The 22,698-nt window shown below is 34.6% G+C and carries 18 protein-coding genes and 1 pseudogene; 4 read left to right on the top strand and 15 right to left on the bottom strand.

Annotated elements, in window-relative coordinates; all coding sequences use genetic code 11:
* The first annotated feature begins 18 nt into the window (after positions 1-18).
* Complete coding sequence (locus tag FGL66_RS09090) at positions 19-1,914, top strand: glycosyltransferase (protein WP_180809497.1); 1,896 nt, start codon at positions 19-21, stop codon at positions 1,912-1,914.
* A 130-nt stretch (positions 1,915-2,044) separates the two neighbouring features.
* Positions 2,045-3,178, top strand: a pseudogene (locus FGL66_RS09095) (transposase).
* 337 nt (positions 3,179-3,515) lie between these two features.
* Here the strand turns inward: FGL66_RS09095 and tarL are convergent.
* The 7 genes from tarL to FGL66_RS09130 form a co-directional block, all read right to left on the bottom strand.
* The gene (gene tarL / locus FGL66_RS09100; protein WP_180809498.1) at positions 3,516-5,204 is read right to left on the bottom strand and encodes a teichoic acid ribitol-phosphate polymerase TarL; all 1,689 of its coding nucleotides are present in this window, start codon (positions 5,202-5,204) and stop codon (positions 3,516-3,518) included.
* Positions 5,205-5,223: 19 nt separating this feature from the next.
* Complete coding sequence (locus FGL66_RS09105) at positions 5,224-6,252, bottom strand: zinc-binding dehydrogenase (RefSeq protein WP_180809499.1); 1,029 nt, start codon at positions 6,250-6,252, stop codon at positions 5,224-5,226.
* A complete protein-coding gene (locus FGL66_RS09110; RefSeq protein ID WP_180809500.1) occupies positions 6,245-6,961 on the bottom strand; it encodes a D-ribitol-5-phosphate cytidylyltransferase in 717 nt (238 codons plus the stop codon). The genes FGL66_RS09105 and FGL66_RS09110 overlap by 8 nt, the downstream gene beginning before the upstream one ends.
* 538 nt (positions 6,962-7,499) lie before the next feature.
* Positions 7,500-8,231, bottom strand: a complete 732-nt coding sequence (locus tag FGL66_RS09115) for an epoxyqueuosine reductase QueH (RefSeq protein WP_180809501.1) — start codon at positions 8,229-8,231, stop codon at positions 7,500-7,502.
* Positions 8,232-8,362: 131 nt separating this feature from the next.
* Complete coding sequence (locus FGL66_RS09120) at positions 8,363-8,581, bottom strand: YozE family protein (protein WP_180809502.1); 219 nt, start codon at positions 8,579-8,581, stop codon at positions 8,363-8,365.
* 379 nt (positions 8,582-8,960) lie between these two features.
* A complete protein-coding gene (locus FGL66_RS09125; RefSeq protein ID WP_180809503.1) occupies positions 8,961-9,317 on the bottom strand; it encodes a DUF2200 domain-containing protein in 357 nt (118 codons plus the stop codon).
* A 140-nt stretch (positions 9,318-9,457) separates the two neighbouring features.
* The gene (locus tag FGL66_RS09130) at positions 9,458-12,457 is read right to left on the bottom strand and encodes a YhgE/Pip domain-containing protein (protein WP_180809504.1); all 3,000 of its coding nucleotides are present in this window, start codon (positions 12,455-12,457) and stop codon (positions 9,458-9,460) included.
* A 341-nt stretch (positions 12,458-12,798) separates the two neighbouring features.
* Here FGL66_RS09130 and FGL66_RS09135 point away from each other — a divergent pair, with 341 nt between their 5' ends.
* On the top strand, positions 12,799-14,799 hold the full coding sequence (locus FGL66_RS09135; protein ID WP_180809505.1) for a glucosaminidase domain-containing protein: 2,001 nt from the start codon (positions 12,799-12,801) through the stop codon (positions 14,797-14,799).
* Positions 14,800-14,858: 59 nt separating this feature from the next.
* Here FGL66_RS09135 and FGL66_RS09140 read toward each other — a convergent pair whose 3' ends face one another.
* From FGL66_RS09140 to FGL66_RS09150, 3 genes are all read right to left on the bottom strand, one after another.
* Complete coding sequence (locus tag FGL66_RS09140; RefSeq protein ID WP_180809506.1) at positions 14,859-15,581, bottom strand: MerR family transcriptional regulator; 723 nt, start codon at positions 15,579-15,581, stop codon at positions 14,859-14,861.
* Positions 15,582-15,610: 29 nt separating this feature from the next.
* Positions 15,611-16,576 carry an alpha/beta hydrolase gene (locus tag FGL66_RS09145; RefSeq protein WP_180809507.1) on the bottom strand — a complete coding sequence of 322 codons (966 nt, stop codon included), beginning with the start codon at positions 16,574-16,576 and terminating at the stop codon, positions 15,611-15,613.
* Positions 16,577-16,707: 131 nt separating this feature from the next.
* On the bottom strand, positions 16,708-17,643 hold the full coding sequence (locus FGL66_RS09150; protein WP_180809508.1) for an ABC transporter substrate-binding protein: 936 nt from the start codon (positions 17,641-17,643) through the stop codon (positions 16,708-16,710).
* Positions 17,644-17,938: 295 nt separating this feature from the next.
* On the opposite strand from FGL66_RS09150, the gene FGL66_RS09155 reads away from it, so the two are divergent.
* On the top strand, positions 17,939-18,289 hold the full coding sequence (locus FGL66_RS09155; RefSeq protein WP_180809509.1) for a zinc ribbon domain-containing protein YjdM: 351 nt from the start codon (positions 17,939-17,941) through the stop codon (positions 18,287-18,289).
* Positions 18,290-18,348: 59 nt separating this feature from the next.
* Here the strand turns inward: FGL66_RS09155 and dhaM are convergent, their stop codons facing one another.
* From dhaM to deoC, 5 genes are all read right to left on the bottom strand, one after another.
* Positions 18,349-18,708, bottom strand: a complete 360-nt coding sequence (gene dhaM, locus FGL66_RS09160) for a dihydroxyacetone kinase phosphoryl donor subunit DhaM (protein ID WP_180809510.1) — start codon at positions 18,706-18,708, stop codon at positions 18,349-18,351.
* Between the two features lies 1 nt (position 18,709).
* Positions 18,710-19,285, bottom strand: a complete 576-nt coding sequence (gene dhaL / locus FGL66_RS09165; protein WP_180809511.1) for a dihydroxyacetone kinase subunit DhaL — start codon at positions 19,283-19,285, stop codon at positions 18,710-18,712.
* A 14-nt stretch (positions 19,286-19,299) separates the two neighbouring features.
* Positions 19,300-20,265 carry a dihydroxyacetone kinase subunit DhaK gene (gene dhaK / locus FGL66_RS09170; protein ID WP_180809512.1) on the bottom strand — a complete coding sequence of 322 codons (966 nt, stop codon included), beginning with the start codon at positions 20,263-20,265 and terminating at the stop codon, positions 19,300-19,302.
* 317 nt (positions 20,266-20,582) lie between these two features.
* On the bottom strand, positions 20,583-21,761 hold the full coding sequence (deoB, locus tag FGL66_RS09175; RefSeq protein WP_180809513.1) for a phosphopentomutase: 1,179 nt from the start codon (positions 21,759-21,761) through the stop codon (positions 20,583-20,585).
* Positions 21,762-21,783: 22 nt separating this feature from the next.
* On the bottom strand, positions 21,784-22,446 hold the full coding sequence (gene deoC, locus FGL66_RS09180; RefSeq protein WP_180809514.1) for a deoxyribose-phosphate aldolase: 663 nt from the start codon (positions 22,444-22,446) through the stop codon (positions 21,784-21,786).
* Positions 22,447-22,698: the final 252 nt, after the last annotated feature.

Here is a 22,698-nt window from a genome sequence, read left to right on the forward strand (position 1 = left end):
TATATAGGGGGAAAAATAATGAAAAACGTCATTTTCATCACAAGTCGTCTTGATGAAAAACATGGTGGATTAACCGCTTCACTATTAAATAAAGTACGTATTTTAAATGAGAATAAAAATTTAATTTCTACAATTTTAACTTTCCATGCAGCTTCTGAGTTTAATCAAGTGAAATCAACTATAATGCAAAGATACAACTTATATAAAAAAGTAAAAATATATAATATTAATGAATTTTTTAGGTCAAGATGCTTAACAGCTCCCGAAAAGAAATATGATATAAACACCGAAATATATACACCTGTAAAAGTCAATGATACAAAATACGAATACTACCACTTGGGTGTAAAAGTGCTAGAGATATTCTACCGCAATCGTCAAATAAAAGAAGTTAGACACTTCAACCAAAGTAATGTATGTTTCCAAAAAGATGTTATTGATAATGATGGCTATCTATATTGGCGAAGCTATTACTTGAATAGTCAATTATCGCGTCAAATTTTCTTTAGACGTGATTTAACACCATTCTTAACTAGAGAATTTGATGCAATTAATAAATCAGATAAAATTAAAAGTTTAGTTCTTTTCGAAAAAGAAACCATTAGATTTAATACTTTTAATGACTTCAAAGCTTATTTTATCAACTTTTTCATAGAAAAACCTATCACTTATTTAGTAGGAGAGGCACGTAGTATAGATCCTGTAATTCTGAATATAAAAGACGAGTGTATTAGAAAAATATTTATGACACATAGTATCCATATACGCCCTGGTACTGACATCATTAGAGCTGGAAATAGACATGTTTTATCACATCTCAATGATATTGATGCTCTTGTGCTGCTCACAAACAAACAAAAAGAAGATATTGACAGGAGATTTGGTGTAAGAAGTAATTATTATGTTATCCCACATTCCATTAAAATTCCTACGATTACCGAAAAAAGAGAACAAAATAAAGTTGTAATAATTTCTAGATTGCATAAAGAAAAACGTATAGATCATAGTATCAAGGCTTTTGCTCAAGTTATTAATAAAATACCAGATGCTAAACTCCATATTTACGGTGAAGGGGAAGAGAAAGAGAACCTCCAAAAACTAATAAATAAGATGGGACTACAAAATAATATCAAACTCAAAGGATACTCACAACAAGTAAATAAAATCCTTCAATCTGCAGATTGCTCCTTGCTAACATCGCAATATGAAGGATTTGCTCTTGCCGTACAAGAAAGTATTGCAAATGGAACACCTGTAATAGCTTATGATATTGACTATGGACCATCAGACATGATTACTGATGGAGTTAATGGCTATTTAGTAGAAAAAAATAATATTGATAAACTTTCTCACAGCATTATTAAATACCTAAAAAAAACAACTAAGGAGAAAAAAATATATAGTACAGCTGCTATTAATAAAGCGCGTCAATTCTCAAATGAACAATTTTCAAATAATTGGTTCTTTCTTTTCGACTCTATCAAAAAGAAATCTCCAAACATGAATCCCATTATTACATTTTTTAATATTAATCGCTCTAAATTTAATAAGCACAAGTATTACTTAAATTTACAAATTAGACTAAATAAAGAAATTAATCGAGTACCTCTATTTAAAGCAAGCTTCTTACACAAATCCACACTAATTAATAGAGAAAAGACAAAAATCGATTTTATTGAACCACATACTATTAGGCAAAATAATAACTGCTTTACCCTTAAATTTATTTTTGACATAAGGCAATTCAAAAAGCACGAAACTTATCTCACAAGTATTATTATACAAGATCATGATCAATATTTTGATTTACCAATAACAATTAATAATTATGAGCTAGACACTAAATCCTTATCATTCAAAAAATGTAAAGTTCTTATTAATACAGAACATAACACATTACAATTTGAATTATGATTTTATTCGGCTCTTCACCTTTTGTGGTGGGATGGCATATGCTGTCTCACCTTTTTCGGTATACAAAAAGCGCATATGTCTCTATAATTTTAAGTGCCCAAACCCAAATTAAAGGAGACATGATGCGCCTATGTGTAATGATATATTAAAATTACTTAAAATAAAAGACAAAAATATACAGGTAGTAGATGTTCAAGACGATGTTGAAGTACGGGTGCAGCTTTCCACAGTCATTTATGGCACATTTTCATATACACCTCAGTGTTGTGAAAAATGTGGACACAAGAATGAGGGACACATTCATAAACATAGTAAGCGTATATCTCGTTTAACGTTGTTAAAGTCTCAAGAATCCTATGTTTACTTTAATCTAGCGAAACAACGGTATAAGTATCAGTACTGTCAAAGTACCTTTACAGCTTCTACAAATATTGTAGAAGAGAACTGTTTTATTAACAATCGTGTGAAGCTGGCTATTCAAGACAAACTGACACAAGTGCATTCTGAAGTTGATATTGCGAAGGATTGTTGTGTATCTCCGAGTACTGTATTCACCAACTCAAAGCCTATTTTTATCGATTTGACCGTCGAGAACGATTAGCTGTTAAAACAGTTACTGCTAATATGTATAAACCCTATATTCAATTCGTCAAAGAAATATTTCCAAACGCCACTCTTATCTTTGACCGATTTCATATCGTTCAACATCTTAACAGAGAACTGAATAAGCAACGTATTTCGGTTATGAATGCTTGTCGTTATCAAGCCCCTAAGAATTACACGAAGCTTAAAAGACATTGGAAGCTTTTCCTTGTCGATAGACAAGCTATCAACAGCTATAAATACTTTTGGTCAAAGTCATTCAAAACGTATACAACATCTAGAGATATCTTAGCGTATCTTTTAAGCCTTGATGAACAACTCTACTATACGTATATGCTTGTACAAACATTGAGAGAATCACTTAAACAATGTGACTGGTTGCCTTTAAAGAAACATTACTAAGTGCTGAGAAGAAAAAGGTATCTCGTGGTGTCTGGCGTGTCATCCGATTTTATAAAGACACTTACCCATCATTCAATCAACAATTAGCAACCCACAATTCAATAATGGGGGTATTGAAGGGATCAACAATAAAATCAAGTTAATTAAACGTGTCTCATATGGCTATCGAAATTTTGATAACTTCAAAGCACGAATACTGTTGATCTTCAAACTGTATCAACTCCCTGTCAAAGATAGGCTCACACGTTATGTTGCTTAAATGTTACGTAGTAATAGCTAGAACGATTTATTGTGTTGTCGTATGTATTTAGTATCATGAAAGCATCGTTTCTATTGCGAGACGCCTTGCAGAATAAGCCGAATTGAGAAATCGAGAAATGCTTCTAAATTCTTTAAATTAAAGTATTTATTAGTTCGAACGAGGCCTTCAGGAAAGCGAGCAATCCAGAAACGATAGTACTTAAAAAGCGTACACCCCATCAAGAGTGTACGCTTCGACATGCCTAACTATTTCTACGTATTATGAAATTATAATAAAAATAAAACGAGGTACTTTTAATTATCTATCCACCACAGAAGATGGACAGCCTTTATTTTTATGTACCAAAAATGCGACGAACAACTCGTTCACTTGATTTTCCATCAGTATATTTGAAATGTTTCTTCACAAATGGTGCAACTTTTTCCAATTCATAGTCTTCATTTTCCAATGCTGTAATGAGTGCGTCAAAAGACTCTACAATTTTACCAGGTACAAAAGACTCATAAGGTTCATAAAAATCACGTGATGTAATATAATCTTCTAAATCAAAAGCATAAAACAACATTGGCCGTCCAAATAGTGCAAATTCATATACAAGTGAAGAATAGTCACTGATCAAAACATCTGTAATAAATAAAATATCATTTACTTCTCTAAAAGTGGATACATCTATAAAGTATTGTTGATACTCTTTTGGAATACTTAATCTATTTCTGACAAAGGGATGCATTTTGAATAGTACAACTGCATTTTTATTACGACATAATTCAGCTAATTTAGCAAAATTAATTTTAAAGAATGGATAATGTGCTGTTCTATGACCATTTCCTCTAAAGGTAGGAGCAAATAAAATCACTGTTTTTCCCTTAATAATTGGCAACTCTTTTTCCATTTCATTAATAACATTCTGACCATAATTCTCATCAAAGAAAATGTCTGTTCTTGCAACTCCTGTTGGAATAACATTTTTTTCTTTAATTCCAAATGCTTCTCCGTAAAATGCAATATCATTTTCTGAAGATACAAAAGCCTTAGTATAATTTCTATGATTTACAGAATCAAAAAACGGCCCCCCTTTTTTTCCAGTTCGACTAAAACCTACTGTTTTAAAAGCTCCTACTGCATGCCATAACTGTATAATTTCTTGGCTTTTTCTAAATTTAACTGTATACAGCAGAGGATGATAATCGTCAACGAATATATAATCTGCTTTACCTAGTAAATATGGTAATCTAAATTTATCAACAAAGTTTCTTCTTTCTGTAATATTTGATTTAAGTATACTATGGATTCTATACTTTTCATCTAATTTACGATTTAGCATTTCATCATAAACAAATTTGAAATTCCCAGACATATCTCCTCTAGAATCCGATGTAAATAAAACTGTTTTTCCCTTTCTAACGTGAAAAAATTTAGTGATATTGAAAATAAATTTAAACAAAAAGCTTCTAATTTTATAAGATATTCTATTATATTTTAACTTATATTCATGGATTTTTTCAGCAATCTTTCCTCCATTTTTTTGTGGGTAATTAAATTTAACATTAATTACAAATTCATTAACTTCTTGGGAAATTTGAGGAGTCACAGTATACGTCCTTTTGGTTGAACTTCCTCCTTTTTGAAATTCATTCTCAAAATATTTGAGGAGATAATTATTTTTTCCATTCGCTGTTCCTATAGATTTATATTCCTCTAACTGCCCTTCACAAAGATTATAATAATCTTTTTTTAGTAATTTTCCATCTATACTCGCAATATAATCCATATCATCTTGAAAAACCAATAAATACTGATCGGATGGTAAATAGTTTCCATCATTTAAAATTGCAACATTGAAACGTACTCTAAATCGATCACCTTTGATTACAATATCATTTGCTTCTACTTCTGTCGTTTCAGTTAAGTTTCTCAATATAACGCGCATACTTTTAAGGTTGAGGTTCATGGCATATCCTTCAACAAACATTTGTACTCGTTGCCAGTATATATTATCAACTATTAATTTATAACCGCTCAAAATCCATATTCACTCCCTATTACATTGTCCATTTAATTACTGTTTTACCCCATGATGTAGATAAATCACTTTCAAATGCTTGTACAACATCATTAATAGAACGGACTTCAAATTCATTTCCTTTCAAAAGACCTAATTTTTCTACAACATCTGGGTTCTCTTTATAAAATTTAGCAACTTCTCTAAAATCTTGCGCACCACTTCTACTACTTCCATACATCGTTAGCCCCTTCTCTAAAACTAGGCGTGTATTTACTTCTATCGGGTACTCACTGACCCCCAATAAACTAATAGTACCCTCTGGAGAAATAAAATCTATAATTTGTTCAACTGCAGACTGACTTCCTTTTCCACCAACACATTCAAAAGCATGATCAAATGTCACATCTTTAGGTATTTCGTAAATATGATAAATATGATCTACAAATGAAAAATGACTCAATTTATAATCTGTTTTACCAAAAATAGATATTTCAGCATTTGGATAGCACTTTCGTAACAAAATAGCTGTTATATAACCTAAATTACCGTCCCCCCAAATGCCAAAGCTCCTTTTATTCATGTGTGACCGAGATTTAAATCGTTCTAACGCATGCCAACTTACAGTAACTAATTCTGAATACGCCATTATACTTAGATCTTCAATACTCTCATCAATTGGAACTATTCTATCATAATCCATAAATACATAATCTTGCATAAAACCATTAAAACCACTTGAACGAAACTTACTAGTTGGCAAATAATTTTCACCAATAACATTATCTGTTTCAGTAGGTGTATTTGGGACAAGGATTACCTTTGTTCCTATTTTGTAACAACCTTGACTATCATAAACTACTTCTCCAACACCTTCGTGAATTAATGACATGGGGAGTTTTTTCTTTAAAACATCTTCCGTCCTACTCCCTGTATAATATCTCTGATCTGCTGCACAAATAGAAAGATACAAAGGTCGAACAATCACTTTTTCACTCTGAATATTTTCATTATCATAAGTAACTTCAAACTGTCTAGGTGCCACAAGTTGATAAACCTGATTAATCATTTAACATACCACCTTTGATGATGGAATTGGCAACTTTAAGGTCATATGGTGTTGTTATTTTGATGTTATATAACTCTCCCATCACCAATTTAACTTTTTTATCTGATACTACTAGTATTTTACATGCATCAGTTAGTTTTTTTTTATCTACACTTTCTAAATTATTATAACAATCTCTTAGTAATTTAATATTAAATGACTGTGGCGTTTGTCCTTGATACATTTCATTTCTAACTGGAATTGAACTAATTGAGGTTCCATCTTTCGAAGTAATAATAGTATCTGTCGCTGTAATAACTGTATCCACTGCACCATATTCTAAAGCTTTTTCAATATTCTCTCTAATAATGCGATGTGTTAAAAATGGGCGAACGGCATCATGAGTTATAATAATATCTTCATCTGTTATTCCATTTTCTTGTTCTATATGTTTAATAATATTCATAATAGTTTCATTACGGTCCATCCCCCCCTGAATAACTTTAATACGACGATCTGTAATATGATATTTTTTCAATATATCTTTTGTATGTAAAATCCATTTTTGTGGTGTAGCAATAATAACTTTATCAAACTCACTTGTGAGTAAGAACTTTTCAATTGTATGAATGATAATGGGTTTTCCATCTAAATCTAAAAATTGCTTAGGTAAAGGAACATTTCCCATTCTCGAACCTATACCACCTGCTAATATACCAGCATAAATCATTTACTCACCTTCTCCTCACTAGTATTAAGATTTAAAATTTTCTAGTTAAATATTAGTCTATACACATATAAAAAGTATAACATGCTCTCGTATAGTCCTACAATTGAAAATCCCTTTTACTTTTAACAGTACCAAACTAAACTATAAGAGGTTCTCAAAGTGTATATTATAGACTAATACCTCAATGCTTTAGTCTATCAATTTCAATATACTATTAATAACTTTATTTACAATTTTTTGTTATATATTCAGAAAAACCTTTCATTAATTAAAGCAAGGAAACAACATATCAATCTAACTAATCATTACCACCCCAATATACAGTACAATTAACTACATTGAATTATGTATTACCCCTGTAACTTATTTAAAAAGTCAATGTTTCTCCAAAACCTACTACAAACTACTCAAGATTAAGTTTAATTTAAACATCTATCATATAACTATCGAAATTTCGATGACTTCAAATTAAAGCTTTTATTGGTTCAAGCAAGGCCTGCAGGAAAGCGAGCAATCAAGAAACGAGGGTTCTGAAGTCTTATATTCCAGCCCTGTTCAATGCATCTAAAAAGGCTTTCGCTTGTTGATTCACTTCTTTAAAATCTATACCTTGTTGTTGTGCTGCAAATACACACCCACAGTAGCATTGACGAAAGATATTGTAATCATTGCACATCGTAATAGAACGTTCATAGCCTTTATTCTTTTTGAAATCACTTGGTAAGTAATTCACATCATATAACTGCTGTACATCCAAACCGATCTCATTAATTAATTGCGCATTCTTTTTAGGTGAAAGCGTAATCGCACTGCCAAAATAATCATAATCTAAGTCAACTGCTGCTTCTGCCACCATCTCAAGGCGCATACCAAAACAAGCTGTGCAGCGTTCCCCACCTTCAGGCGCATCTGTTAGACCTCGTGTTTTTGCCATCTTCATAAATTCATGTGGTTTATAGGGTGCTTCAATATATTTGACATCTGCCCCTGTACGTTCATTAAAGTCTTGAACAAATTGTTCTTGAACACGTGCACGACGTAAATATTCGTTTTTAGGGTGAATATTGGGGTTAGCAAAGTAAATAGCCACATCAGCATATTCTGTTAAAAATTCCAGAGTATACGTACTGCATGGTGCACAGCAACTATGTAACAAAATACTTGGACGTTCTTCATTTTGTGTCCAATTCACAATCATTTTACGCAATACCTTATCATAGTTAATTTTTTGATTTTTCATTTTTTCTAATATGGTATCTGCTTGAATCATCTTATCCCTCTCTATCGCCGTATTTCCACTTATCATTGTTAATATGTAATAAAACGACGTCTCCCGACTTGAGTTACAGGAGACGCCTTATAGAGGTGATACATCCACATATATTGTGAAATGTTGGATCGTCACTTAGCTGAGCCAAACTGCGTATAAATCGCAATTGCTCGTTTAATATCAGCTAAATTCAAATGACCAAGACGAGGAGCTTCACGAAACCATGCTAATATCTCATCGGACTTATGAAGCTCCTTAGGAAATTTAGAATCTGCATGAATAAATCTCGCCAAATCACCTAATGGGGTATCATCACCAATGTAAATTTGCATATATTCATAAAAGCTCAAGTTTGACTTCACCTCATTGTACGAGCTATTCATTATTATAGCATACTCTTTTAGTACTTCTGCTTACAATTTATGACGATTTATTAGATTTTCATCACATCGAATAAGCACCTGAAATATATAACTTCAGGCACAAAAAACTTTGTCATCACTACAATAGCTATCCCCTATCATTTAAATAAAGAAAATAATTTTTCTATAAAATAATAATAGTCCTTGTGCTACATATTAACAACTGCACTTCTATCCCTGACAAACTTTCAGCACATGATTTAAAAGTAAAAATATCTATTAAAACGCTATTCCCTTTAGATACCTACTGTTATTTACGCACTGATTTAGAGTCATTCCCCTGTGTACTAGACTCTATATTGACTTTTTATAAATGATTTCGAAATATTTTTTCCATTGCTTTTCCACGTGCCAACTCATCTATCAACTTGTCTAAATATCGGATTTCTTGCATCAAGGGATCTTCAACCTCTTCAACACGTACACCACAAATGACTCCTGTTACTTTTTTACGCTGTGGGTTGAGCATAGGCGCCTGTGCAAAGAAAGTCTCAAAGCTGGTTTTTTCCTCCAGATGGTGTTTCAGTTGTTCTTGAGTATATCCTGTTAACCAACGAATTATTTCATCAACTTCAGCTTGTGTACGCCCTTTTTTCTCCACTTTCGTAATATAATGCGGATACACACTTCCTACTGCCATACCGTATACTTTATGTGTCATCATTTATATCCCCTTTTCATTGATTGTGTCTTATTTTAGCATATATCATCCAATATAATCACAATACCCTTCTTATACGCTAAAAAAGAGACTAAAACCGTAAAAATCGTTTTAGTCTCCTTCTCATTTTTCATATTTCAAAGTTACTCAAATATATTACTTTTCTCTGCTTTTTCAGCGAGTCGATGTGCTAATGGGTTTAAATAAGGTTTTCCAATAATACCGATAAGGAAGAAAATGATACCGAATACGCCTAAAATCATCAACTTATGCATTAGTATTTCAGGGACAGGTCCTCCTACTGCTTCCCTAAGTGCATCAATACTATATGAGAATGGTAAGAACGGATGTAGTTTTTGGAAAAATTCTGGTGTCACCTCAATTGGGAATGTTCCACCACCTCCTGCAATTTGTAATACTAAAATAATAATCGCTAAGGCTTTACCTGGATTGCCTAGCACTGACACAAGCGTGTAGACAATTGTCGTAAATATCACTGCTGAATACAGGCTAATTGCGATAAATAATGGTACGGATTCAACAGAAGCTTTCAAAATCAAAATATCTCCCACTGATACTATAAAAGCCTGTATTATATTCATCATCATAAAAAGACCCATCTTGCCTAGATATGTTTCACGGATTGTTAAATATGGCTTGAGTTCTTCATGCTTATTATGCACAGACAACAAGCTAACTAATAGCAATGTCCCTACCCATATCGCTAAAGCTGTATAGAATGGTGTACTTGCTGATCCGTAGTTCTTTACAGGAAATATATCTTTTTGGTCAATCTCAATAGGATGTGCAATAACACCCGCTTGTTTCTTCAGATCATTACGCAATAAATTGATCACTTCATCAAGTGTATTATTTTCATCTAATTCCTTAAATATTTTTTCAGCCTTTACAACATCTTTTTCAACATTTGGTAAATCATTACGCGCAAAGTTCGCCAAATTATGCAATGCACGCTTAGCTCTAGGTTGATTCTCATCAAGTAATGCACGCAATGTGTCATATTTCTCAAAAGCAATAGGTAATTTATCATTCACTGTATCAGTTGCTTTTGAAATACGTCCTTCTAACTCTGGTAAATCATTGCGTACAAAATTTGCTGCACGTGTGACGCTTTGCTTAAACTGTGGATAATAAGCTTGTGCAATAGACATCGCTCGATTGTATTTCGCTTCCACAGTCGGCAGAACATCTCTTAATTGTTTTAATCGTGTATTTGCATCAGTCATTAACGTTTGACCTGTACGAACAATTTCTTTCATCGCTTGTAATTTTTCTTGTACTGTATCAAGCGTAGCGGCTCCATTGTCTAATGCCTTTCCTACACTCTCAGACACATTCAAAAGCGCTTGTGTAATGTCATTTTTCACTGTATCTTCTGCTGTTTTCAGACGTTGTTGAAGTTGTTCCAGTGCTTGAATGAGGTCCTGTGCCTCTGCTTTACCTGTATTACCCGATGCTATGGCGTCTTTGAGTGCGTTTAAACGTTTAGTCGTTTGTTTCATCTCTTCTTGTGCATTTTTCAACTTTTCTTGTTCTTGTGTTAAATCAATACCCTGTGTCCGTTCTATATCAGTCAGCCAATCACGATAATCACGTAACGTTTTATTGGCATTATTCATACGTGCAATTAAATGTGTCAATGGTTGTTCAAAATCACTTGGGTTATTCGTTCCCATAATGCCGTATCCCATAGATTTTGCCGCTTCAATATCTTGCTCTGTTGCTTCTAACTGAGAAGTCAACATCTCATTCACACTATTAAAAACATTCTTATAATCTTGCCCCATGTCTGTTGCTTCATCTGCTGTAATCACTTGCCCATTCGGTAATGGTGCTATGCCTTGCTCTGTTGCTGTACTCAATGACACCACTTGATAGTCATCATTTCGAGTACTCTGTGGTGTCGTTTGTATAGTAGACGAATCAGAGTCTACTGAATTACTTTGCGGTGCTACTGATTGAGGAAGATCTGATTGATTGAGTGCATCATTTGTTTGTGTCGTAGGATTTTGATTATTTATTATTTGTGAAGGATCTACATTGGACAACGTTCCTTGTACGTCATTATTATGAGACTGACCTTCTGTTAAGCGGTTTGAAAAATCTTGGTTTAAATCACGCCCTTGATTAATCGCTTGCTCATAAACATTAATACGTTGCTCTATTGTAGGCAAGACTTGACTCGCTGTATCGAGTGTTTTTAATCCTTTATCTGTTCCAGCGATTGCGATATCCACACCATTGTTAATTTGAGGAAAATGGTTAGGCACACCACTTGCCACTTGTAATGCACGTTCAATCTCTGGCATATAACCTTCTAAAGCAAGGATTAACTTTGCACGTTCATTAATTGCTGGAATACTTGCATTTAATTGGTTCAATCGCTCTGCTGCTTCAACAGCTTCATCTTTATAATTATTTAAATTGCGGAACTGATTTGCATAATTATCAATGGTACCTTGATTTTCATCTACATAAATGATTGCTTTTCTGAATTTTTCAATCTTTGGCAATGCCTCATATGCTGCTTCAACACCGTCACGAATCTTATTATATGTCGGCACCTGATCCTCTAACTTAATCCCTAATCTATCGGCTTCTTCTAACAATACTTTTGTCACAGTCTTATCAAAATTTTCATTTGCTTTCTTAACAATTTCACTTGTACCTGCGTCGGTCATCTTAGGTGCTATGGCATTAAGTTTCTGGTTCACCTTATATGTTACTTTTGCTTGTTGTGGGTCTTTGCGCAATGTTCCTGTAATTTGATGAGAGAATCCTTTAGGAATATAGATTGCTGCATAGTACTTTCCTCTATATACCCCTTTATTTGCTTTTTCACGACTCACAAACTGCCAATCAAAATGGTCATCTTTCTTTAACGTTTCTTCTATCTTATTACCGACATTAATTTTCTTATTGCGCACCATATCGCCATTGTCTTCATTCACAACAGCAATTTTAATATTTCCAGTGTTAGAATATGGATCCCATGTTGCCTCTAAATTAAACCACGCATAAAATGATGGCAAAATAGCAAGTCCAACTAACAATACGAGCGCGCCCGGAGCTTTACTTATTTTTTTGAGGTCGGTTACGAAAAGTTTAAATGCTTGTTTCATTATTTCACCTCTATAATCTCTAAAACGACTTATAGTATTGAGATTTTAAAAATTTAAGTTTATGATTATTTTTTGTTGACACTTATCAACGAAATTTGTAACCTTACATAGTATAACAATTTCGAGTTCATTTTGTACACTACTATCTCTTTACCTTAAAAGTCGTGCTCACCCCTAACTTATAAAGTACTTGAGACGTGTATAAATAAGAATAATCACAATAATAGTTACGAACTAAATCAAAATCCCCTCTCACTGACTTCATTTTTAAAAAGTATGGGTGTGATGTCAGTATATATTGAAAATATTTACTATCTATTGAATTTTAGGAGGCTTTACTAATGAAAGGAAAAATAATGATCACCGGCTTGTTAACAACTGCGCTTGTTGCATCTCCTACAACAGCTCCGTTAGCAAATGCTGTAACACAAAAATCAGAAATCGCACTCAAACAAGCCTTAGAAGAAGATGTCGATACAACCAATACCCCTCTTACTAGCGATGATAAAAATCATAACGATCAGAAAAATGACACAACAAAAGAAACAACATCAAGTCAATCTCATCCAGAACATACTAAGCAGAACAAAAAAACTGTGGGTGCTCCTATACTTTCTGAAGCACCTCATGCTGACCAAACTCATATTATGGATGATTTTGATCGTTGGCTATACAGTACGGCGACAGGTGATGCAACTCAACATACTCAAGAGGATATCTCCTCACCATCATCACAAACCACTGAGCCATCTACCCAAGTATTAAATGAAAATACTCATGAAGATGCCAATGATACATTGCCATCTACTAGCACAGATGATCGTGATTTTTTTGATAATTTAAACGCTATACTTAACGAAGATACATCAGATATTCTGTCAGATGATATAGATCGTGATTTGAGTGGTGATGATACAAATTCAACCGAATCAAATCAAATGAACCAAGATAATGACCCAAATCAAGATACTATTGATAACACAAAAGATGAAGAAGATGACTTCAACACATCTCAAAACGACTCAGATAATACATCAGATATATCCGATTCTGATACAACTTCAGAAGAAAAAGAAGAAGAAACGCATCAGACAGAGGAAGAAAATGAGACAACTGATACAAATGAAGCCACACAAGAAGGACAAACAACAACTAAAGAAGATATTTTAATTGAAGCATTATTAGACGAGTATAGTGATAAAGCTAAAAATACAAGCCAAAAACAACAAAGCAATAAAAATGAGTCTACAACGTCATCATACAATCCACAAATTCCAAATAAAGATGTATATCAAGGGACACGTGAACAGGCGCCATCTCAAACATTTGATAGCTTACCTAAAAACAACCCAGTTCGACGTACAACATGGTTTCAAGATATGCCTTCTTCAACGAGCCAAATCGGACAAGACACAAATATTAGCGCTGTTCCTAATCAATCAACACGAAAATTTATTAATACGATTGCTAAAGATGCACACCGAATTGGACAAGAAGAAAATCTATACGCTTCAATTATGATTGCTCAAGCCATATTAGAATCTGATTCTGGTCGAAGTTCACTCGCACAAGCACCCAATTATAACTTATTTGGTATGAAAGGTGCCTATCAAGGACAATCTGTCGCTTTCAATACCCTTGAATCTAATGGGCAATCTATGTATCAAATTAATGCCGATTTCCGAAAATATCCAAGTCGAAAAGCATCTCTTCAAGACTACGCCACTTTATTAAAAAAAGGGATTGATGGTAATCCAACTATTTATAAAGGACTATGGAAAAGTGAAAGTAGTAGCTATCGAACAGCTGTAACGGATCTCGTTGGAACATATGCAACAGACCCTGACTATGATACAAAAATAAAAGCGCTCATTAAAACTTATGATTTGACTCGCTTTGATCATAAGAAGATGCCAAAATTACTAGATTCTGATATAGGTCGTCACTCATCTGAAGCCCATGGAGAAGATTTTAAAGCTTTACGTATTTCTGGTGCCTCTCCTTATCCACAAGGTCAGTGCACGTGGTATGTTTACCACCGTATGGCTCAGTTTGGGCAACCGATATCTGGAAATATGGGTAATGCTGCTGAATGGACGACATCTGCTCATAACAAAGGCTATCATGTTTCATCACAACCCAAAAATCATAGCGCTGTTGTTTTCCAACCCGGACAATTAGGGGCCGATCGTTATTACGGACACGTTGCTTTTGTTGAAAAAGTTAACAAAGACGGCTCTATTGTGATCTCAGAATCTAATGTAAAAGGTCTAGGTGTCATTTCCTATCGCACAATTGATACTACTCGTGCATCTTCATTAAGCTATATACAAAATAACTAACGACTAAAAGCGAACATATGCGTCTTCTATCTTACGCTCATATGCTCGCTTTTATCTTGTTATGCATGAGGTTGGTATATTTCAGCACAATAACCTGTGAACTTGCAAGATGGACAAGTTAAATGTCTTGTTTCAGGTGTATGGGCAGCTAAAATAAATTGCTTTATTCTTGGTATAAATGTATGTTGACAGTTAGGACACATATACTGTACATGACGATAATAATACCATGTTAAATAAGTTGCCACACCTACACTTATCCCTGTTCCTACGACTACTGGTAGTAAAGTTTTTTGGTGAGTACTCCACCACAATCCTCCTAACCATGCCATCGACCCTAGACTTCCTATCATTAACATCTTAAATCTTAGCGGTTTCAATTCTTCATTCGTTTTCATAATTGGGCTCATGTCTGCTAATTTTTGTATAGGTGTATCAGATTCTGTATTGATCATGCGCTGTAATGTTTTAATATGCTTAATCTGTGCTTGTTGTTCTTTTACTTTTGTTTCTAATACCGCACTACGACGTTCTAATAAAAGGTGTACCGTTTTCAGTGTCTCATCTGATGCAACTAAGGCCTTGATTTCTTTAAGAGGAATGCTTAATGATTTCAAAATCAAGATGAGTTTTAATTTTGCTGCTTCCCGTTCGCTATATACACGATACTGATTTTCATCCACATAAGCAGGATGTAGTATCCCTTTATCATCATAATATTGTAGTGTCCTCGTTGAAACACCAAACTTCTTGGCTAACTCACCTGTTGTATAGGTTGTCATGAGCCTTCACCTCCTACTTTTGTTATACACTATAACGTTGCGTTACAGTCAACAATATAGTTCATAATTTGAATGACCTTATCACGTTCATCAATAAAGGGAGCGTGCGCACTATGCTGTAAAACATAATAGTGCTTAACACGCGATCCAACACACTCAAACATCGCATAACTATCCTCATATGTCGTTTGCAAATCGTATACACCTTGCAGCAAATAAAAAGGCACTTGTATTTCCTGGGCAATAGTCATCAAATTGGTCTCTACCATTTCTGTGGTTAAATGTTCAAAAGGAGACAAACTACCTCTTACAATGTTTATACGCTCTAACCATGTATAATTAGGTGTAACCATCATCGTTTGAAACATCTTAAATATGGAATAGCCACGTATAGAAAATCCTCCTCTATATCTATTAGTATAGCGTTCTCTCAATTTCTCATAATAATGATTTTGATTAAAATAACGATCCAGTTCTACCTTTTTTAAAGCGTCTAAAGCGCGTTGATGATGTGCTTTTTCTGCATGTTGTATAAGTTTTTTTAATACCACTTGCTCATTGTAGTACACATTTGCTAATTGTCCGATACCAATGTAGGCCGCAATCCACTTCGGATAACGCTGTGCAACAAGTGCTCCAATTAATGTTCCAAACGAATGACACATTAAAAAGACTTGCTTTTGATGATAATGATGACATAAATATTGTATTAATGAAAACGTATCTTGGATGAGATCTTCCATTGTCATCTGTTGCTTAGTATAGGACATCCCTGTTCCACGTTGATCCCAAAATACTACTGTATAACGCTCTGTTAAATCAACACGATGTGCACGAAAGAAAGGATACAGCGGAAATCCCGGCCCACCGTGTACAACGAGTAGAATAGGGTGATCAAAACTACTCGTTTCGATAATGACCCCTTGCCTTACACCGTTCATTTTGAGATAAAGTTTAATAATACGTTTACCTTCTTGCTCATAATAGTGTTTCATCTGATCACCTCATTGACTTTATTATAGTCCAAATCATCATCTAATGAGGTAATTAATAAATGAAAACCGTCAAATATACAGTTTTATTTTAATTACTAATTTACTGTATATTTAACGGTTTTTTCTTCTTATTATTTTTCGTTATTTTGCATATCTTTTAACGCTTCATAGAAAATATCGCGCTGTTTTTCTAATGAAATCGGATCATTGTATTGTGTATCTAATACATTTAAAGTAATAATACGATGATTTTTCACTGCCTCTAAGTTCTGCCAATAATTTGTATTTTGAAATTCTGGTGTTGCTTCTCCCTGCTGTGCCACTACGACGATATCTCCAACATAATCACCAAATGTTTCTGGACTTATCGGCGTTGCAAATTTATCTTTCGTTGCTGCTTTCAGTTTATCTGGTTGTATCAAACCATATCCACCATAAATTACTTCTGTACCACGTCCGTAGTGATCACTAAAAGCCATCGTTCCTTTTGGTGTTTGTTGAACCACTGACGCTGTTTTACCTTTAATAAAAGATGCAAGTTCCTTTTTATCTTTTTCCATTTGTTGATCCCAATCTTTGAGCCACTGTTCTGCCTTTTCTTCTTCATTTACAAGTTTTGCCAGTTGTTTTGTCGTTTCTCTATACTTCGATTTATTAGCATTAAAAAAGACTGTTGGTGCTATTTTTTGTAATTTTTCAGCATTTTTATCTTCTACTGTTGCAATAATTAAATCTGGTTTCTGCTTTGCTACTTGTTCAATATTAGATCCATCGATACGTTCGATCCCTTTAGTTGCATCATCTAACACTTTATTTTGTTCTACGTAATTTGAAACAGCAATAGGTTGATGCCCAAACTTAATCAATGCTCCTACATAAGTTGGGTGTAATACTGCAATACGTTTAGGATGTTTAGGGATTTTGACTTTTTCACCATTATCAGAAGTGAAAGTTTGCATCGTTTCACTTTTTTGATGTTCTTTATGTTCTTTATCTTCTGAACCTCCTGAGCTACACGCAGCGAGTAATAATAACATACAGACACACAATAATAATAATCGCTTCATAATATATCTTTTTCCTCCCATTCAACAATTGATAATGATAATTGTTATCAATTATATCATGAGAATTAACATCCACGATTACTTTTAAAGATAAGTGAAAATCAGAATATAACCTTTATGATTTCATGATATTTATACTCTAACTCATAAATATCTGGGGGGATATCATTTGAAAATATCCTGATACGATGAGAAAAATCATTTTCCATTATTAAAATCATGATTTACTACATACATTTTACTACTGATATGCTAGATTATAAGTAATATAGTAGAAAGCAGGTTATTCTTAATTATGACAACATTATTACCTAATTGCCCAAGTTGTGGTTCAGAATATACATATGAGGATGGCGCGTTATATGTATGTCCTATGTGTGCACATGAGTGGACCGCTGAATCCGTATTAGAAGAAGCAGAGGCGAAGATTGTACGTGACGCAAATGGCAATACACTGAAAGATGGTGACACTGTAACAGTCATTCGAGATTTAAAAGTTAAAGGCTCCTCCAATGCGATTAAACAGGGCACTAAAGTTAAAAACATTAAACTCGTTGATCCTGAAGATGGTCACGATATCGACTGCAAAATTCCAGGCTTTGGTCAAATTGGACTCAAATCCGAAGTTGTAAAAAAATCAAATTAATGATAAAACTCAAAGCCATGATTGAGGTGCAACCCAAAATCATGGCTTTTCTTCTTACTTTAAAATGCATTATTTACAGCTTCAATCACTTGATCCATATCATTTCCGGTTGATATTGAAACCGCTGCAACAAAACTCCCTTCAACAATAGGTGCTGTTATTTTCTCAATGCGCTGTGTTCCTGTATACATTTCAAGTGCCATATCTAAATTCATTTCTGATGAACCAATGTCAAAAAAGCATACTGCATCATCTGATATTCCTTCAACTACTTCAAGTATCTTATCAAATGATGTACCAATCTGTCCTTCTATACCGCCTATCGCAATAACGTTTACACCTTGTGCCATTTGTTCAAGAAGTTCTTTTGTACCTAACGCAATCTTTTCGCTATGACTAATGAGTATAATCTGTGTCATACTATTCATCTCCAATCAATGCGTTGAGTATATATACGCTACTTTGTGCACCGGGATCAATATGTCCGATTGAATCAGATTTAAAATAAGCTGCACGTCCCTTAGTTGCTTCAAGTGCCTTTGTATCATCAGCGTATCCTTGTAACACTTCTAACGTGACACGTTCTCCGTTTTGTACAGCTTCTCTCGCGCGATCAATAACATCAAACATCGTTTTCTCTCCACGTGTAACTTTACCACGTTGCGCAACTGCCTCTGAAAATGCTGTAAGTATATCTGTTAAATTTTCATGATCGATTTCTTCCTGCACAACTTGTGCCATCTTCACAAAACTAAAACCGTATAATGGACCAGAAGCACCTCCAACATTAGACATTAGCGTCATACCTGTTGATTTAAGTAGACTCATCATGTCACTATCATCTAAGTTATCTGATAAAGCTGTAAAGCCACGCAACATATTAACACCGTGATCTCCATCACCTATCGCTCTATCCAATTCTGTTAATAATGCTTCTTGCGCTTCAAATGTTTCTTTTAGTGTTAGTAAGCGTTCTTTCAATGTTATTACATTCATCTTCATGCCTCCTATTAATCAAAATAATGACTTTCAGTTGGTGCTTTTAACGCCTCAAGTAGCGACGTATCGGATGGCGCAAATGTTAAAGAAAAACCTTGCATATCAAGCGCAGTCATATAATCACCTACATACCAGTGCGTTACTTTCTTACCATAGGCTGCCAATTGTTTTGCCACATATTTTGTTACAATGTGCAACTCTGATAATGGCGTACCTCCCATGCCATTGACCATTACAATAATTTCCGATGTAGTCACTTCGTCCACTAGACGTGCTACCAAACGTTCAACAATCTTTTCTACCAATTCAATCGTCGTACGCTCTAAACCTCGCTCCCCATGAATACCTATACCAATTTCTATCTCATTTTCATCAATATCAAAACCATATTGACCTGTTGTTGGAACTAATGGTGGCGTCAATGCCATACCAATTGAACGCATACCTTCTAACAATGACTCTACACGTTTTTTTATTTCATGCAATTCAATACCCTGTTCTGATAAATAACCCGCATATTTATGAACCCATACTGTTCCCGCAACACCTCTGCGCTTATCACTATCTTCTATTGCAATATCATCGGCAACGACGACCATTTCAACAGCAATATCTTCCATTTCTGCCATTTCTTGTGCCATTTCAAAATTCATGACATCTCCTGCATAATTTTTAACAATCAACAACACACCTGAACCATTATTTACTGCCTTAATTGCAGCTAATACTTTATCTGGTGTTGGTGAAGTAAAGACCTCTCCGCATACTGCTGCATCTAACATACCTTGGGCGACATATCCTGCATGTGCAGGTTCATGACCACTTCCACCACCTGAAACAAGTGCAACACCATCTGTTTTCTTTGTTTTTCGCACAACAACTGTGTTTTCAACAATATCAATATTTGAATTTGTTAATTTCATACCCTCTAACATGTCTTGTAAAAAAGAAGTCTTATCTTGAATTAACTTTTTCATACTCGTCACCTTCTATCTCTTTTTTTATATTATAACGCGTTTATAAGTAAGCGCATACAAATTCGATGTTAAATTAAAGCTGAAATGTAATCATTAAAATAATTAAGCGCATCATTCCAGCGTTTCCCTTTGTGAAAATAATATAAAAAAGGCAGGACAGAAAGTTCAGTTCTGAAAAAACTTTCGTAGTCCCGCCTCGGCAAGTGATGACTAAAAGTGGATTAAAATCCATTTAGACACCTACTGCCATTTACAGATAGTTCATTACGGATTTCGGACCATTCTTACTATGTCCCAATACCAGATTGTTTTATAAATCATTTCAAATGTTCCAAATAGCTTTTACCGTATTCAGGTAACTTCACATTAAAGTTATCAGCGATCGTTGCACCGATAGAGCTAAACGTTGTATCGCCATCTAAAGCTTTGCCACTATTGAATTTCGGACTATAGAATAACACCGGAATGTATTCTCGTGTATGATCTGTGCCTTCCGCTGTTGGGTCATTACCATGATCTGCTGTAATAATCAACAAGTCGTCCTCTCTCAACTGACTCAACAGCTCAGGTAAACGTGCATCAAAGTCCTTCAATGCTTGCGCATAACCCTCTTTATCACGACGATGTCCGTATAACGCATCAAAGTCAACTAAATTTAGAAAACTTAATCCTGTAAAGTCACGTCCTACGACGTTCATCAACTGATCCATACCGTCCATATTATTTTTCGTACGAATCGCTTCCGTCACACCTTCACCATCATAAATATCATTAATTTTACCAATCGCAATCACATCATAATCCGCATCTTTTAATGTATTCATCACAGTCTTCCCAAATGGTTTTAACGCATAGTCATGACGGTTGCTTGTCCGTGTAAAGTGACCCGGCTCTCCAACATATGGACGTGCAATAATACGTCCGATTAAATATTTGGGATCTTTTGTCAGTTCGCGTACTTTTTCGCAAATCTCATATAGCTCTTCAAGTGGAATAATATCTTCATGTGCTGCAATTTGTAATACAGGGTCTGCAGAGGTGTACACAATCAAATCGCCTGTTTCCATTTGATGTGCACCCCACTCGTCAATAATCTGTGTCCCTGATGCTGGACGATTCGCTACAACTTTACGTCCTGTTAAACGTTCAATTTCATCAATAAGTTCGTCAGGAAAACCATTGGGATATACTTTAAACGGTTCATCAATATGAAGTCCCATAATCTCCCAATGTCCTGTCATCGTATCTTTCCCAACAGACGCCTCACTCATCTTTGTATAATACGCTGTGGGCGAATCGACACGACCCACAACTGGCAAATCATCAATATTCCCTAATCCTAATCGCTCTAAGTTAGGCAATGTTTGATTAAAACCTTCGAGCGTATGTTTCAATGTATGTGATCCTTCATCATTAAATACTGCCGCATCTGGTGCTTCTCCAATACCGACAGAATCCATTACAATTAGATGCACACGTTGAAATGGTGTAGACATCGCACTCACTCCTTATGAATTATTAATAATCTGTATCCGCTTCTAAACCTTGCATAATCTGTACCCCTGCACTTGCACCGACACGCGTTGCCCCTGCTTCTAGCATCGCTTGAAAATCTGATAAGTTTCGTACGCCACCTGATGCTTTCACTTCTAAGGCATCGCCCACTGTATCTTTCATGAGTTTGACATCTTCAGGTGTCGCACCGCCACCTGCAAAGCCTGTTGAAGTTTTAACAAAATGCGCACCTGCAGCTTGAGCGAGTTCACATGCTTTCACTTTTTCATGATCCGTTAATAATACCGTTTCAATAATGACTTTCACTGTTTTACCTTGTGCGGCTTCCACTACGGCTTCAATATCTTGCTGAACCGCTTCATAACGCTCATCTTTCAAAGCGCCAATATTGATGACCATATCTATTTCATCTGCGCCATTCGCAATGGCATCTTTTGTTTCATAGGCTTTTACCGCTGGTGTTGATGCACCTAACGGAAAACCAATAACTGTACAAACAAGAACATCAGAATCCGCTAATTTATTGTTTGCGTAAGCCACGTGTGTTGGATTTACACAAACGGACTTAAAATGATACGTCTTTGCTTCTTCTATAATCGTATCTATTTGAGTACGTGTCGATTCAGGCTTTAGTAATGTATGATCAATATATTTTTCGTAGTTCATCTTATCTGCTCCTTACTTTTTATTTTATCGTTTACGTCTATCAATTATACATCTCTCTCAATAAAAAAACGATTAATCTACTAAACTCAAACATATGCAACCATAACAAAATCCAAAACATAAAGTTTTTCTTTTAGAATTGATACTTTTAAAATCGATAACCTCGCTACTCAACAACTTAATTAAATATTTTTGCAACAATTAACGAAATTGAAATATTTTTCTGATTATTCTGTTGAAATACATATAACG

It is taken from the genome of Staphylococcus sp. 17KM0847 (assembly GCF_013463155.1).
GTDB lineage: Bacteria > Bacillota > Bacilli > Staphylococcales > Staphylococcaceae > Staphylococcus.